Genomic DNA, 15,681 nt, shown 5'->3' with positions numbered 1-15,681 from the left:
TTCCTTTTTAATCTAATCAACTTTGTATCAGTATTCATTTAAAAAGATATTGATATGAACAAGAAGAAAATTTTAGTCTTGGGTTCCAATGGAAAAACAGGGCGCAGAGTTGTTGAAAGATTGCAAAATAATTCAGATGTTGAAATTCGTTTAGGTTCACGAAATGAAAAAATTCCGTTTGACTGGGAAAAACCTGAAACGTGGAATGCTGTACTTCAAAATATTGATTTGGTGTACATTACTTTTCAACCCGATTTAGCTATTCCCTCCGCTGGTGAAGCAGTAGAAAATTTTACAAAACTTGCAACAAAAAATGGTGTGCAAAAAATGGTGCTTCTTTCTGGAAGAGGCGAAAAAGAAGCTCAAATTTGCGAAGAAATTGTAAAAACAAATGCTCATAACTGGACAATTGTACGTGCCAGCTGGTTTAATCAAAACTTTAGCGAAAGCTTTTTCTTAGAGCCAATTCTTTATGGAATCGTTGCTTTACCAAGAGCCGAAGCACTTGAACCTTTTACGGATGCCGATGATATTGCCGATGTTGTAACGACCGCACTTTTGAATGACAGCCATAACGGAAAAACTTATGAACTAACTGGCCCAAGATTACTGACTTTTAAACAGGCTGTAAATGAAATTGCGGAAGCCAGCGGCAGAAATATAACTTTTCAAAGTTTATCGCTGGAAGAATATACTCAGATGTTACGAGAATATCAGGTTCCTGAAGATCATATTTGGCTGGTAAATTATCTGTTTGAACACGTTTTAGACGGAAGAAATTCTAACATTACGCAAGATATTGAAAATGTTCTTGGTCGAAAAGCAAAGGATTTCAGCCTTTATGCAAAAGAAACGGCTAAGACTGGAATCTGGAATCCAAAAAACTAAGATCATGCGATTTTTTAGAGCCGTTTTTTCGGGAATTTTAGTTTGGATCGCAGTAAGTCTTTCCTTTTATGCATTAGAAAAAGTTTACTTTCTAGAACAGTCTTTTTTATGGCAGTCGATCCTTACCACAATTTTTATTGTATTTTTTGCCATTGGAGCTGCAAAGTTTTATTATCTGAAAGAATATAAAATGAGTGGTTTACAATTAGGAATTATAATGTCTGCTACAGCATTAATTCTAGATGTTTTTATAACAGTCCCTTATGTTGAGATTCCAAACGGCAGGAGTTATGAAAGCTTTTTTACAAGTCCGGTTTTGTGGATTTTAGCTTTTACAAATGCTTCTACAGTTTATATCTGGAAAAAAAGACAAGACATAAAAAAAACTCCTGTTTAGTGGTAGACAGGAGTTTTCAGAATTAAATATAAATAGTAGTTTGTGGAAATATTAACCTCTGGTAAGCCATCCTTTTTTACGAGCGGTAATTATTGAATATGGAGCGATCCAAAATAATCCGAAGGTATAAAAAACGCTGTATGAGTAAGCCCAAAATGATTCTGCAAAAGAATATCTTTTTGCATAGAACAACATCGAAAAACTAGACACAATCAATATTCCTAATAGCGTTGCGCTGATAAACAATAAAGGATGTGTTGCTATAAAATAAAACATAAAAATCAAAAACGGATAGGTCATAATGATTCGCAATGTTTGATCTGTACATAATAATCTAGCTCCAAATTTAGACTCTTTTCTAAAATCTTTAAAAACATATTTCAGCATCATAATATTTTCACGAACATTACTTCTGCCCCATCTTATAAACATTTTATACAATCCAGTATAATCTTCTGGAACATTTGTAAGTACAATGGCATTTCGTTGAAACAATACATGTTTTCCTTGTTTTAAAATCATGTTTGTCATAGCGCGGTCTTCGCCAATGTCCGACGGTTGTCCCATAAAAGTTTGCTCTATCCATTCTGGCAAACATTCAAAAACTGCCGTACTGCGATATGCAGCCAAAGCCCCAGGCGTACAAAGAACAGAACCCAGCATACTTTCGGCAGAACGCATAAACTCAAAACTCATTACAAAACTCACATTCAGCATTTTTGGCAAAATTGCTTTTTTGTTATTCAAAACTTGAACATTTCCAGCAACTGCACCACATTTTTCATTGGTCACAAACGGACTTACTAAATTTCTTAAAGTATCTTTTTTAACGATCGAATCGCTGTCAACCGTTACAAAAATTTCTCCTGTTCCTAAATTAAAACCACGGTAAAGTGCGTGACGTTTTCCTTGATTTTTAGGCTGCTGAAAAATCGCTACACGATCACCCAATTTTACTTTTGCTTGCTGAATCCAGTACCAAGTATCATCTTTACTTCCGTCATCAATTGCCAAAAGCTGCAATTTATGCTCAGGAAAATCACTATTGGCTAAACTCATCAAAGTATCATAAACCAATTTACCTTCATTGTAAGCAGGCACAATTACCGTACAAGTTGGCAATAATTCATCAGATACTGATTCTACTGGTTTGTATTTCAAGTACAGAAATAAATTATAAAGAAAAATACCGCCTTTAAAGACAAATAGAAATACGGTGATTCCTAAAAATATAAGTCCGCCAGTCGAATTTATTCTTTCAAAATGAAGCTGATCAAAATCAGGTTGAAACTGAAATACAAAAAAAGCGCCAGTAAGCATTAATAAAAAAGTCCCTGCAAGTACCATCAATCCAAATAGACTTGTTGGTCGTTCGATATGTTTTTTTGTTTTAGTATTGTTGCTTTTAAAAATTGAAGTGCTTATTTGTGCGTCCTTGCTTATATCGCTGCCAGCATAAAATTGCTTTGAAATAATTGATTCACTTTCCATGTCTTATTTGTTGTATTAATTCTGTTTATTGGCTTTTATTAAAATGATATTGATTTTGTGCATTTACTTAAATAAGCGCTAAAATTTATTTTTTATAAAAGATTGACATGTACCCAATTTACAAGTCACGTGCCATAATGCCTTTTGACTGAATTTTAGTATGTTACAAATTAGGACACAAAAATGAAGTGTGTATTTTTTTTACACATGTAAACAGTTTACACACTATTTGTGCGCTGAAAGTGCTAAAAATAAAGGGAGTTTATAATTACGAAGAGGTGTAATCTAAATAGCAAAACGAAAAATCTATTATAAAATTGTCTAGACTATTTAGTAAATAGAATAAATTTTAAAGCATTGTTATAAAAATAAAAAAACGGAAATATCTTAAAAGTTATTTCCGTTTTTATTCAAAATAAGTGATGTTATCTAGTATAAACCGTTATTTCACCCGTAGTTTTATCTTTCAATTTTAGTTCTTTATTAGTAAGGTTCATAATGTCGCTGGTTGTACTTAAATTACCAATAGTAATTGTTAAATCATTATGAGATCGTACGTAAGTTCCGCTGGTTTCTGTTAAACTGCAATCAGTTCCTTCATAATCACCTATAACTGCCGTATTACTTAATCTAAGTTCTAAATAATCTCTAGTACATCCTGCTGCATTTTCTGGAGCATCAATTAATACTTCCTCTCCACCAACAATTTTTCCTGTTTTGCTTAAGTTATATTTTCCTTGTATCGGAATTATTGTTTCTCCTTCATTATCATCACTGCTGCAAGAGACAGCGAACATTCCAAAACTTAAGGCTAGTGCGAATATTATTTTTCTATTTTTCATGTCGACTTTTCGTTTAAAGTTATAGTGACTAAATTAAAAGTATATACTTACAAAAAGTTTCACGATTATAAGAATGATTTACATAAATCGCATTTTAACAAAAAGTTACTTTTTTACATATTTCTTCAGAATATATGGTGTTACAGGTTTAAGAGCATTATTATTTTCGGGATGCCTGCCATGACCGTTAAAAAAGTCAATTCCGTTTGCTGTCTTTGCATACCAAATAATTGCTTTTCCATTTTTATCAAAATAAGTTGTGGTATCAGAAACATTTACTTTTTTTAGATTAACAAGGCTTTTATCTAAAAGTTCAATACGAGGAGCAATTCCTAAGCCTTCAATCTTTAAATCGCAATCAACAATTTCATAATGATCATTTGACCATTGCATACATTGCTTTTCCGGTAATGCCAAAAATACTATTGCTGCTAATAAGACTAGTACCAAAGCAATTGCGATATATTTAAATTTATTTCCTTTTGGTTTATCAACTAAACTAACCATAGGCTGTATAGATGTTGATGTAGTTTTTTGTTCTGGTTCTTTATTTTCTACTGGTTCTGGTTCCTTGGCAGCAAAAGGCATATTAAAATCTGTAACGTTTTTCAATTCCGTTTCCTCTTTCAATTCATCAACAGGAACATCTTTAGCAGAAAAATCCGTATTCCTTAATTCATTTATCAGCTTCATTTCTTCTTCCCCAATTTCTTTTTTAAACTTGTTAAAAGGTCTTGGATGAAAATCTACTAAAATGGCAGCTAACTCTACTGTGCTGATATTTGCAGGATCTATATCTCCTCTATAAAATCCTCCAACTTTTTTAAACTTATTCGTATACGGAGTTGAAGTATTTTCTTCTCGAGTAAATTCAGTTCTAAAAAAATTACGGTAAACACTTAAGTCATCGGTTTTAGGATCAGAACTAAAAATTTCCCAACATAAATCTCTCAAAAGTGCCTGTGAAGGGTTATTTAAATAATGTGAGTGTTTCCCTTCGACTCTTTCCACTCTAAATTTACTTCTAATAGCTTCTTTATAATTTTTTTCAATCTCTTCTAAAGTATTTTTTTTCATAAGCCTTCAGGATTTTCAGGATTTCACATCGGATTTCTCAGGATTTTTCGGATTAAACAGGAAAGTTAGAACATCCCGGAATTCCGTATAAAAATTGAAAAGAAACCACCTTTACTTTGCCCTATCAAAATCAGTTATAGTTCTAATTCGCGGTTAAAACAAATGTACAAAACTGGTTCTATTAAAAGTGCGGAAAACCGTAAAACGGAGTTTATTCCGGGAAGTATAAACAAAGTTTTATAGTTCTACGCACTTCACTTCCCAAACAAAATGGTCTTGCCTTAACAAGATTCAGAATGGTTCTGAACAGCAATTCCTATGTCCAATTTTTAAACAACAAAAAAATGAAAACATTATATCTATTGGGAGCGTGCGCTCTATTGTCAACTACATTATTTTCTTGCACTGCTGACGAATTTGAAACAGCTGTTGAAAAAACAGAGGTAAAAAAAGAGATTACACAACCAAATGAAACACAAGCCACTGGTGAAGACGAAGGACCTGGAGATGATCCTATAAATGTTAAACCTCCAAAAAAATAACAAATAAAAATTGTAATATTTAATTAATTACTAAATTCGGGGAAAGTAACAATTATGCTGCGGTCCCCGTTTTTTTTTATAATTATTATCCTTTCTTTTATTTCCTGCAAAGAAAAAATAACAGTGTCGGCTAAACCCGATAACTCAAAAAAAGAGCCCAAACTCATACAAGAAAAAGCAATAAACGAACTTCAAAAAAGCAATTATAATAGTGCTTTTTATTACTTCAACAAATCAAAAGTAACATTTGAATCTTTAAAAGACAGTTCAAACATTGTCTTCAACTTACTTCAAATGGCGACCATACAACAAATAAATGGTGATTATTATGGAAGCAAAGAAACATTGACTGAGGCACTGCCTTACATTAAAAAAGATGATGATTATATAGCTGCCATTAACAATCAATTTGGTATTGCAGACAAAGAGCTTTCTCTTTATAACGATGCTCTTTCTTATTATAATCTGGCTCTAAAAGACGCTAAAGATGAAGCGTCTAAACAATCTCCCTTAAATAATATTGCTGTTATCTATATTAAACAGGAGCAATACGATAAAGCCATTGAAATTTTAGAATCAATTCTAAATACAAAAGCACTTGATGAATTTGTAAAAAGTAAGGCTCGAGTTATAGACAATCTTGGTTTTGCCTATTTTAAGAAAGGACTAAATGAAAAAGGGCTTCAGTACATGAACGAAAGTCTGGAATTAAGAATAAAGGCTGATGATTTTTATGGAAGTCTAGAAAGTTATTTTCATTTGACCGAATTTTTCTCAAAAACTGACATCAAAAAATCAAATGATTATGCAAAAAAGGCTTACGAAATTGCAACCAAACTTAATAGTGTAGACGAACGCCTGAGAGCATTATCTTTTTTAATTTCAGGTAACTCAGGATCAGCATATGCTCAAAAATACATTTCTATAAATGACAGCATTATTAAAGTAAGGAACAACTTTAAAAATAAATTTGCTAAAATAAAATACGATTCTAAAAAAGAAAAAGACGAGAACCAAAAACTTCGTTTAGAAAAAGTAGAGAATGAATTTGCGCTGCAAAAAGCCGAAAATCAAAAAATATTATTTCTTTCAGGATTCATTATTCTTTGCATAGTTCTGTTTTTTGTAAAGAAAAATCATCAAAGCAAAACCAGAGCCGTAAAAATAAAAACGGCTTACGATACCGAAACTCGAATTGCCAAAGACATTCATGATGAGTTGGCAAATGATGTTTTTAATACCATTACTTTTACTCAGACACAAGCGCTGGAAATTGCAAATGTAAAGGAAACTTTAATTCAGAAACTCGATCATATCTACGCTCGTGTACGCGGAATATCGAGAGAAAATAATGATATAGATACTGCCGCAAATTTTGCCTCGAATTTAAAAGATATGCTTTCGACTTATAATACCAACAATACTAACGTTATAATAAATAGTATTGAAAAAATTAATTGGGATATAATTGATGATATTAAAAAAGTTACAGTACATAGAGTTTTACAGGAATTAATGGTGAACATGAAAAAACACAGTCAGGCATCATTAGTTGTTGTAAAGTTTGACAATACTGGAAAATCAATTTCTATTGATTACACTGACAACGGAAAAGGCTGTAAAAAAGAACAAATCGTTAAAAATGGTATGCAAAATATGGAAAACCGTATTATGGCCATAAAAGGAACTATTATTTTTGACACCGAACCTAATAAAGGTTTTAAAGTAAAAATAACACTGCCTAAATAAAAAACTATGTTTAAAAAAGTGATTATAGCCGAGGATTTTGAAGAATTCAATTTAGCCGTAAAACAAACTTTGAGTGATTTCAATATTGTCAATTTTCAGCATGCAAAATATTGTGATGATGCCTTTCTTAAAATAAGAAAAGCGATTCAGGATGGTGAACCATACGACTTATTAATTAGTGATCTTTCTTTCAAAAAAGACCATCGTGAAGTAAAAATTACCTGCGGCGATGAACTTGTAGAGAAAGTTCGTGAACTTCAACCCGATATTAAAATAATAGCCTATTCTGTCGAAGATAAAAGCTTCCGTATTAAATCACTTTTTGATAATGCCGAAATTGACGGTTTTGTTTTAAAAGGCAGAAACAGTATTGAAGATTTAAAAAAAGCAATTCATATTATTTCAACTTCAGATCAAAAATTTATTTCTCCCGAAGTAGCTTCCGTTTTACAGGAAAAAAACAATTTTGAAATTGACGATGTCGATATTAAAATTCTTAAACATTTATCTGACGGAACTTCGCAAGACGAAATAATAGAAATTTTTAAAACCTCAGATATCAAACCCAACAGCAAAAGTGCTGTAGAAAAAAGATTATCTAAACTCAAAGACTTTTTTAAAGCCAACAATACAGTTCATTTGGTTTCTATTACAAAAGATATGGGAATTATTTAATTCCTGATAATTATACTTTTTCAAGCTCCATCTGGGGCTTTTTTTATTTCTAACTTTTAAATTTTAGAGATTACGGATTTCCATAATATACTGTTTTTGATTGGTCATACTTTTGAAATATTAATTTAAACTATAAACCAATGGAAATGAATATTCAACTAAAATCGTTAGCCGATAAAATAAATCAGCTGAAAAGTAAAATTGAAACAGAAGAATCTACAAAACACGCTTTCGTACTGCCATTTATACATATTTTGGGTTATGATGCTTTTAATCCGCTCGAAGTAGTTCCTGAATTTACGGCAGATCTTGGTTTAAAAAAAGGAGAAAAAGTAGATTATGCTATTTTTCAAAATGGAGAACCAATTATAATTGTAGAATGCAAAAGCTGGAAAGAAAAACTGACTGTACATAATTCGCAGTTATTTCGCTATTTCCATGTTACCAAAACTCGATTTGCGCTTTTGACAAACGGAATCAATTATCAATTTTTTACTGACTTAGATGATCAAAACAAAATGGACGAAAAGCCCTTTCTGGAATTTGATATTTGCAATCTAAAAGAAAATACGATAAACGAAATTGCCAAATTTCATAAAGCCAATTTTGATGTAAATAATATCGTAAATAACGCCAGCTCACTTAAATACATCAAAGAAATTAAAAAACTGATAAATACTGAATTAGAAAGTCCATCAAACGATTTCACAAAATTATTTGCCAGTAAAATATATACCGGAAGATTAACCGAAAAAGTAGTGGATGAATTTAAAGATTTAGTCCAAAAATCGGTAAGTCAATTTATTAATGATAAAATTAATGATCGACTTAATGCGGCACTTACAAAGGAAACCATTAAACAACAAGATGAAGAAACTACAATTGTTGAAGACGACACAAAAATCAATACGACTGACGAAGAAATTGAAGCTTATCGCATAGTTGTTGCGATTTTACGTCGAAAATTACCAACAAATAGAATTGTATACCGCGATACGCAATCTTATTTTGGAATTTTATTAGATGATAATAATAGAAAACCTCTTTCTCGTCTTCATTTAAATGGAAGTAAAAAATACATCAGTCTATTTAATGAAAATAAAAACGAAGCTAAAATTGCCATTTCATCTATTGACGAAATTTATCAATATGAAAAAGAATTACTTGAAACTGTTGCTCTTTACGAAACGGAATAAAAACACGTGTAAATACTCATTTCAAAAAACTTAATTCTAATTAGATTTATTGCAACTAAAAAATCTGTAAACTTAAAACTATGAAAACAAAAAATTATGTAATTATTGGCTTTTGCTTATTTGTATTAATTACTGCACTGACAAATCCTGGAACCGAAAAACATAAAGAGGAAGTAAAATTGAAAATGAATGCTTTTCTAGAAAAAGAAATGAATAAAGAAAATACAGATCAAAATGACAAATGGTCAAAAGCTGGAGCAGTAATGGGAAACACTCTTGCCAAATCAATGATAAATATGATGGTAGATAATATCGTTTCTTCCTCAAATTACATTCTTTTTTCAACCACTAATGCCACTATTGATGGCGAAACAAAAACAATTGGTTTTGGATTGTTAGGAAACGTTTTTTTATCCAATAAAATTGACGAAGCTCTAAAACAATAAAAAACAGCAGACTTTTAGTCTTAAACATACATCACAAAGCCTATGTTCAAAAACTACTTAAGTTTATTTTCTCTTTTCGCTATTATTCTATTTTCCTGCAAAAAAGCTTCAGCTCCGCCTCCGCCGCAAATAAATTCATTTTATAAAACGGTAATTACAGCAGATGACCGTAAAACAATTACACCTGAAGAAGCAAAAACCTATCATGTTGATGATGTTTATCAATATAAATACAGAACAGGAAATCCTGGTCATTATGAATACAATTATGATGTAAAAGGCATCGATACAAAAGGTGATTCTGTTTTTGGGAATATTAATACTGAGGGTAAATATGGTGCAGGAATTTTAATGCTCGATACCATTTCTAATATTGAAATTAACACCGAATGGGTTTCACACGGAAAACTAAAAGCATGCGACAAAAAAGGAAATGAATATTTATTAATTGTTAAATAAAAAACTGATGAAATACGCTTTATTGTTTTTACTTGTTTTTTCAACCTCTTTTCGACCAGTAGAAAGCAATGTTTTTATTTGTGGTTCTACAGGAGCTAAAAAATATCATTATAAAGAAACCTGCCGCGGCTTATCGGCATGCCGTCATGAAGTAACAAAAACAACTCTTAAACAAGCTCAAGGATACGGCCTTAGACTTTGCGGATGGGAAGATTAAAAAATCTTCCCGTTTTTATTTAATCGTTTGATAATAATCACTTTACAATAAATTCACATTAGTTTTATTAATTTGATTAAAACTAAATATCATGAAATTCTTTAATCTAAATTTTCTAGTTTCATTCAAAGAATGGCTTTTTTTAAGAGCGATGCAGTCCTCTTTCCTTCATTAATAAATAAACTTTAATAAAGGAAAATCCGATTGAATGAATAAAGTTGAAAACTCATTTCTAAACAAAAACCAATTTGGTGAAGATTTCTTGTGGGGTGTTTCTACCGCCGCTTTCCAAATTGAAGGCGCACACGATGCCGATGGTAAAGGTTCTTCTATCTGGGACGTTTTTACTTCTCAAAAAGGAAAAATAAAAAACGATCATCATGCCATAACCGCCTGCGATTTCTATAATTCGTATCAAACGGATATTGATTTAATTCGCGAATTAAACATTCCTAATTTTAGGTTTTCTATTTCTTGGCCCAGAATTATGCCCACGGGTGTGCATCCTGTAAATCAAGCTGGAATTGATTATTACAATAAAATTATAGATTCGCTGCTTGCATCTGGAATCGAACCTTGGATTACGCTTTATCACTGGGATTTACCACATGCTTTAGAAATAAAGGGAGGCTGGACGAACCGGGAATCTGTTACTTGGTTTTCGGATTATGCGGCTGTTTGCGCTCATTATTTTGGAGATCGGGTAAAAAACTGGATGGTTATCAACGAACCTTCAGTATTTACTGGAGCTGGATATTTTTTAGGCATTCACGCACCCGGAAAAAAAGGAATTTCCAATTACCTAAAAGCCATGCATCACGTAACACTAGCAACCGCTAAAGGTGCTAAAGTATTGCGAAATGCAATTCCTGATGCTAATATTGGAACTACTTTTTCTTGCACACATATAGAACCTGCAACACAAAATGCTAAAGATATTGAAGCCGCGAAACGTGTAGATACTTTACTGAACAGAACTTTTATTGAGCCTATTTTAGGACTTGGTTATCCGCAGAAAGATCTTCCAGTGCTTAAAAAACTCAATAATTATATTCTGGAAGATGATTTAAACAATCTCGATTTTCATTTTGATTTTATTGGTCTACAATGTTACACCCGCGAAGTTGTAAAATCGTCTTTATTGATTCCTTACATTGGTGCAGAATTGGTAAGCGCTGATAAACGAAATGTTATTTCAACCGAAATGGGCTGGGAAGTTTATCCTCCTGCGTTGTATCACGTTCTAAAAAAGTTCAATGAATACAAAGGCATCAAAAAAATAATTATTACCGAAAATGGCGCTGCTTTTGCAGATACGGTAACCAACGGAAAAATTTTCGATATTAAGAGAACGCATTATATTCAGGATCATTTAGAACAAATCTTAAAAGCGAAAGAAGAAGGCTTAAATGTAGAAGGCTATTTTGTTTGGAGTTTAACCGATAACTTCGAATGGGCCGAAGGTTACAATGCCCGCTTCGGATTAATTCATGTGGATTTTAATACTCAGAAACGAACCATTAAAAACTCAGGTTTATGGTTTAAAGATTTTTTATCGTAAACCTCATATTAGAAAATAAAAAGGCTTTCGCAATTTAATTACGAAAGCCTTTTTCTATTTTAAATAAATTCAACGATTTATCTAATCTAAAAGTTGTATTGTCTTTTTAAGATCCCAACATGAAGCTTACCATCCGTTTTTAAGTGCGATACTACGCGAATATATTGCTCTTCGGGATATTTTATATCATAACTAAAAGTTGTATCTCTTGCTTTAATCTGAAGCAGATGTTTCCCTTCTTCTGATATTGGCAGTTCTACCGTTTCATAACCCGGAATTCCGCTTGCCGCTTTTAAGTTAATTTCTTGAACTTTCTCTTTATCCAAAAGTATTTCCAGCTTTACGTTATCAAGTTTACTATTTGTAGGCTGTTCGAACGAAACAACATATTTTTTACAACCAAACGTGCATAACACAATTAATACTACTAGAAGCTTTTTCATAAAAGATGTTTTTAAATTGAGAGAGACAAGAAATTAAGATCTCTATTATTATTTTATAAATATAAATAATTTTATGACAATCAATCCGTCCTAAAAACGAGTTTTACTGCTTTGAAAAATAAAATTGTTAAAAGGGAAAAATCCAGAAAATTTATCGCTGAAAAAGCAAAAAAAATCACTTATTTTACTGGTTTTTATTAGGTTTACTGATTATTTTTTCTTATCTTTATAGTATAAATAACAGATAATATATGCCTTATTTTCCCTTTAAAAAATTACACTTTTACACATTTTACTCTTCAAAATGCTTTTCGATTTCCTTTAGAAAATATGCTGCCTAATCTTTCTCCTGCACAAAGTTCAAACTTGCAGAAAACAGCTGAGCGATTGCTCCCTTTTCAACCTTAATTTTTTTTTCTCGGATATATTTTCTGATTCATTTTTCTAGAAAATATAAACGTACAATTTAGAAAAGATTTCCCTTTTGGGATTGTTCTTTCGACGCCTCATTTTTATTATTCACCAAAATATTTTTTTATATGCCATTATTTTTGACTTCTACAAGTAAACTCTTATCCTCATTTTCAATTTTTGCTTCAACTCTATATTATTTCTGCATTTTTTAATCGTTCGAAACCAACTTTTATCGGACTTTTTGCATCTATAATATTATAGATTTATTTGAACTTAAATACCATTTAATAATTTAAACTAGACTTTGCATACTTTTTTTCTGGGAATTCTCGGGAATCTCAGGAATACGCGGGAATTCTGGGAATCCCTTGCCAGTAAAGGCTTTAAAGCGCCTTTACTTTGCACCAAGAAATTAGTTCAAGTTTTGTCTGCAGACTAAAACAATATTAAAAACTAGTTCTAATTACAGCGTGAAAAACTGTAAGACCAAGTTTATTCGGGAAGTATAAACAACGTCTTACTGTTCTCCACACTTTACTTCCCAAAACCTATATGGTATTGCCTTAAAAAATTCTGGATCAACTCTAGACGGCCATACCTATGTCTAATTTCTAAAAATAAATCAAAATGAAAAAACTTATACTATTTATCGCTTTTGCGTTATTATTCACGATATTTTCTTGTACTCCAGACGAGTACGAAACGCAGCCAACTAAAAAAACAGAAAAAAAAGATGGTTTTGCTGCAGGACCTGGTGAAGATCTTCCTCCTGATGACGCTGATGGTCCTGGAGATACTAACACCACTCCACCACCACCAAAACCATAATAAAAATATATTTTTAGTATCTAATAAATTACTATTTTCGGGGAAAGTAAACTTATATGTTGCGGTCCCCGTTTTTTTATTTTATTATACTTCTTTTTCTTTTTTCCTGTGAAGAAAAAAAGACCATTACTACCAATACCGACTCTATACGAAAAGAGGCGCTGACTTTAAGAAATCAAGGCATTAAAAATTACGAAAAACAGAACTTTAATACTTCTTTTTATGAGTTTAATAAATCCAAACAACTTTATGAAACTTTAAAAGACAGTGCTAATATTGGGTATGTACTTATTCAAATGGCATTCATTCAGCAGGTCAATGGTGATTATTATGGCAGCAAGGAAACTGTAACCGAAGCGTTAACTTATGTTAAAAAAAAGAGCATTTATACCGCGATTATAAACAATACGTTAGGCATTGCTGACAAGGAACTTTCTCTTTATAATGATGCTATTCATTACTATCAGGAAGCTACAAAAGATTATAAAGATCCTGTTGAAAAACAAATCCCTTTAAGTAATATTGCGGCTCTTTATATCCAACAAAAAAAATATGACGATGCAATCATTATTTTAGAATCTCTTTTAAACAAGAAAACATTAAAAGAAAAAACTCCTGAAATAAGCAAATCTTCATTTCAAGATAATTTAGGTTATGCCTATTTTAAAAAAGGAATGGATGAAAAAGGATTCCAGTTAATGAATGAAGCTCTTCAAATAAGAAACGAAATCAAGAATACATATGGAAGTATAGAAAGTTATCTGCACCTTGCCGATTATTATGCTAAAAAAGACATTCAAAAATCAAATAAAAATGCTTTAGCTGCTTATAATACAGCCACAAAATTAAATAGTGTCGATGAAAGATTAGAAGCGCTACAAATTCTAATTTCTAATAATCACGGTGCTCAAAACAGCAAATATGTGCAAAAGTACTTTTCATTAAACGACAGTATTATTAAAGTTCGAAATAACTTTAAAAACAAGTTTGCAAAAATTAAATACGATGCCAAAAAGGAAAAAGATGAAAACGCAACGCTTCGTTTAGAAAAAGCAGAAAACCAATTAGCGCTGCAAAAAGCAAAATATCTAAGAATTGGATTTGTAATACTTTTTATTTTTCTAGTTCTACTAATAGCCATCTTAATACGCTATTATAAAAATAAAAATAAAGCGATAGAATTTAAGACTTCCTATAATACCGAAACCCGAATTGCTAAAAAAATCCACGATGAATTAGCAAACGATGTATTTCATGTGATTGCTTTTGCGGAATCTCAACCTTTATCTGCCGAAAGCACCAAAGAAAATCTGCTTCAAAAATTAGATGATATTTACGGTCGTGTGAGAGGAATTTCTAAAGAAAATAATCGAATTGATACTGGAACCAATTTTACCAACAGCATAAAAGAAATGCTTTCGATGTATAATACCAACTCCATAAATATCATTGCGTCTAACTTAGAAAATATAAACTGGGAAAGTATTGATGATGTAAAAAAGATCGCCATCAGCCGAGTTCTACAGGAATTAATGGTGAATATGAAAAAACACAGCAACGCAAGTCTGGTGGTAATAAAATTTGAAAATGATCCAAAATCAATTCTAATAAATTATACAGACAATGGTAAAGGCTGTGAAAAAACAAAGATTTCTAAAAACGGTCTCCAAAACGTTGAAAGCCGTATACTAGCTGTTAAAGGAACTATTAATTTTGAAACGGAGCCTGACAAAGGATTTAAAGTCAAAATATCGATACCTAAATAAAAACAATTTTATAAAAAGCCTTTCAGAATTTATTCCGAAAGGCTTTTATCTTCAAAAAACAACTATTATAACCTTTTAAGCTTATAATGTTTCGTTTAAAACCGCAACCGCTTCTTTCCAGTTGTTCACTCTTAAGTGATGCGTTTGGTTTATATTGTGAAATGCCGTAAACATGATAGGTTTACCCATGCAGTAATCTAAATTTTTGCTGTGATCATCAATCAAATAATCTGTATTGATGATTCGTTTGCTGCCACACAAAACAATGTTTTCCCATTTAATAAAAGGAAAATGTTCGCCAAGCCAAGCAACTTTTTCAGCAAGTGAAATTGGGAATTCGGTCGCAGCCGAAACTATAAAAATTTCAAAATTCTCTTGCAGCTTCTGCAAACTTTCAACAGCATCCGGCATTACAGGCAGACTTCTAAAAAAGTTACCTTTATTTAAAATTCCGTGTAAAAGCTCTCTTCCTTTAAAAGCTTCTTCTTCACTTAATCCCTGAATTCCTTCTTTCGAAAGGTTCATTCCGTATTCTTTATTAAATTGTTCAATCATTTGTGATTCTATATCGGCAAGTACGCCATCCATGTCAACGGCAATAGTTTTCTTTTTCATAGTTTTAATTTTGCGGTAAAATTATGCAAAAATTGCAAAACTTTGCAATTTTTAACTTATTTTTGCAATATAAAT

At 31.5% G+C, this 15,681-nt stretch carries 17 protein-coding genes; 12 read left to right on the top strand and 5 right to left on the bottom strand.

Translation table 11 applies throughout. The annotated features are described in order from the left end of the window. Nucleotides 1–54: 54 nt before the first annotated feature. Together ACHRV0_RS06415 and ACHRV0_RS06410 are read left to right on the top strand one after the other, a co-directional pair. The gene (locus tag ACHRV0_RS06415) at nt 55–888 is read left to right on the top strand and encodes an NAD(P)H-binding protein (protein ID WP_395440251.1); all 834 of its coding nucleotides are present in this window, start codon (nt 55–57) and stop codon (nt 886–888) included. A gap of 4 nt (nt 889–892) precedes the next feature. Beyond that, a complete protein-coding gene (locus ACHRV0_RS06410; RefSeq protein ID WP_395440250.1) occupies nt 893–1,285 on the top strand; it encodes a DUF5367 family protein in 393 nt (130 codons plus the stop codon). Nucleotides 1,286–1,336: 51 nt separating this feature from the next. Here ACHRV0_RS06410 and ACHRV0_RS06405 read toward each other — a convergent pair whose 3' ends face one another. The 3 genes from ACHRV0_RS06405 to ACHRV0_RS06395 all read right to left on the bottom strand — a co-directional run bounded on the left by ACHRV0_RS06405 (nt 1,337) and on the right by ACHRV0_RS06395 (nt 4,695). After that, on the bottom strand, nt 1,337–2,776 hold the full coding sequence (locus ACHRV0_RS06405; RefSeq protein WP_129022785.1) for a glycosyltransferase family 2 protein: 1,440 nt from the start codon (nt 2,774–2,776) through the stop codon (nt 1,337–1,339). A 425-nt stretch (nt 2,777–3,201) separates the two neighbouring features. After that, a complete protein-coding gene (locus ACHRV0_RS06400; RefSeq protein WP_129022786.1) occupies nt 3,202–3,618 on the bottom strand; it encodes a lipocalin family protein in 417 nt (138 codons plus the stop codon). Between the two features lie 105 nt (nt 3,619–3,723). After that, a complete protein-coding gene (locus ACHRV0_RS06395) occupies nt 3,724–4,695 on the bottom strand; it encodes a hypothetical protein (RefSeq protein ID WP_395440249.1) in 972 nt (323 codons plus the stop codon). Nucleotides 4,696–5,039: 344 nt separating this feature from the next. Between ACHRV0_RS06395 and ACHRV0_RS06390 the strand changes: the two genes are divergently transcribed. The 8 genes from ACHRV0_RS06390 to ACHRV0_RS06355 all read left to right on the top strand — a co-directional run bounded on the left by ACHRV0_RS06390 (nt 5,040) and on the right by ACHRV0_RS06355 (nt 11,540). After that, nucleotides 5,040–5,237, top strand: a complete 198-nt coding sequence (locus ACHRV0_RS06390) for a hypothetical protein (protein ID WP_129022788.1) — start codon at nt 5,040–5,042, stop codon at nt 5,235–5,237. Between the two features lie 54 nt (nt 5,238–5,291). After that, nucleotides 5,292–6,986, top strand: a complete 1,695-nt coding sequence (locus ACHRV0_RS06385) for an ATP-binding protein (protein WP_395440248.1) — start codon at nt 5,292–5,294, stop codon at nt 6,984–6,986. A gap of 6 nt (nt 6,987–6,992) precedes the next feature. Beyond that, nucleotides 6,993–7,661 carry a response regulator transcription factor gene (locus ACHRV0_RS06380; RefSeq protein ID WP_099719428.1) on the top strand — a complete coding sequence of 223 codons (669 nt, stop codon included), beginning with the start codon at nt 6,993–6,995 and terminating at the stop codon, nt 7,659–7,661. 146 nt (nt 7,662–7,807) lie between these two features. After that, nucleotides 7,808–8,857 carry a type I restriction endonuclease gene (locus ACHRV0_RS06375; RefSeq protein ID WP_395440247.1) on the top strand — a complete coding sequence of 350 codons (1,050 nt, stop codon included), beginning with the start codon at nt 7,808–7,810 and terminating at the stop codon, nt 8,855–8,857. A gap of 80 nt (nt 8,858–8,937) precedes the next feature. Next, entirely contained in the window at nt 8,938–9,303 is a 366-nt protein-coding gene (locus ACHRV0_RS06370; RefSeq protein WP_395440246.1) for a DUF4359 domain-containing protein, read from the top strand. 42 nt (nt 9,304–9,345) lie between these two features. Next, on the top strand, nt 9,346–9,762 hold the full coding sequence (locus tag ACHRV0_RS06365; RefSeq protein ID WP_395440245.1) for a hypothetical protein: 417 nt from the start codon (nt 9,346–9,348) through the stop codon (nt 9,760–9,762). Between the two features lie 7 nt (nt 9,763–9,769). Continuing rightward, a complete protein-coding gene (locus tag ACHRV0_RS06360) occupies nt 9,770–9,979 on the top strand; it encodes a hypothetical protein (protein ID WP_395440244.1) in 210 nt (69 codons plus the stop codon). A gap of 208 nt (nt 9,980–10,187) precedes the next feature. Continuing rightward, on the top strand, nt 10,188–11,540 hold the full coding sequence (locus ACHRV0_RS06355) for a GH1 family beta-glucosidase (protein ID WP_395440243.1): 1,353 nt from the start codon (nt 10,188–10,190) through the stop codon (nt 11,538–11,540). Nucleotides 11,541–11,626: 86 nt separating this feature from the next. On the opposite strand, the gene ACHRV0_RS06350 is transcribed toward ACHRV0_RS06355, so the two are convergent. Next, nucleotides 11,627–11,983: a hypothetical protein gene (locus tag ACHRV0_RS06350; protein ID WP_395440242.1), complete on the bottom strand. Its 357-nt coding sequence runs from the start codon at nt 11,981–11,983 to the stop codon at nt 11,627–11,629. 1,041 nt (nt 11,984–13,024) lie between these two features. Here ACHRV0_RS06350 and ACHRV0_RS06345 point away from each other — a divergent pair. Beyond that, the gene (locus tag ACHRV0_RS06345) at nt 13,025–13,225 is read left to right on the top strand and encodes a hypothetical protein (protein ID WP_129022796.1); all 201 of its coding nucleotides are present in this window, start codon (nt 13,025–13,027) and stop codon (nt 13,223–13,225) included. Between the two features lie 56 nt (nt 13,226–13,281). Continuing rightward, complete coding sequence (locus ACHRV0_RS06340) at nt 13,282–14,991, top strand: ATP-binding protein (protein ID WP_395440241.1); 1,710 nt, start codon at nt 13,282–13,284, stop codon at nt 14,989–14,991. A gap of 81 nt (nt 14,992–15,072) precedes the next feature. On the opposite strand, the gene ACHRV0_RS06335 is transcribed toward ACHRV0_RS06340, so the two are convergent. After that, entirely contained in the window at nt 15,073–15,606 is a 534-nt protein-coding gene (locus ACHRV0_RS06335; protein ID WP_089053033.1) for a 5'(3')-deoxyribonucleotidase, read from the bottom strand. Nucleotides 15,607–15,681: the final 75 nt, after the last annotated feature.

The sequence above is a fragment of the Flavobacterium sp. FlaQc-30 genome (genome assembly GCF_044005885.1).
Lineage (GTDB): Bacteria > Bacteroidota > Bacteroidia > Flavobacteriales > Flavobacteriaceae > Flavobacterium.
This window is presented reverse-complemented; position numbering and strand designations above follow the sequence as displayed.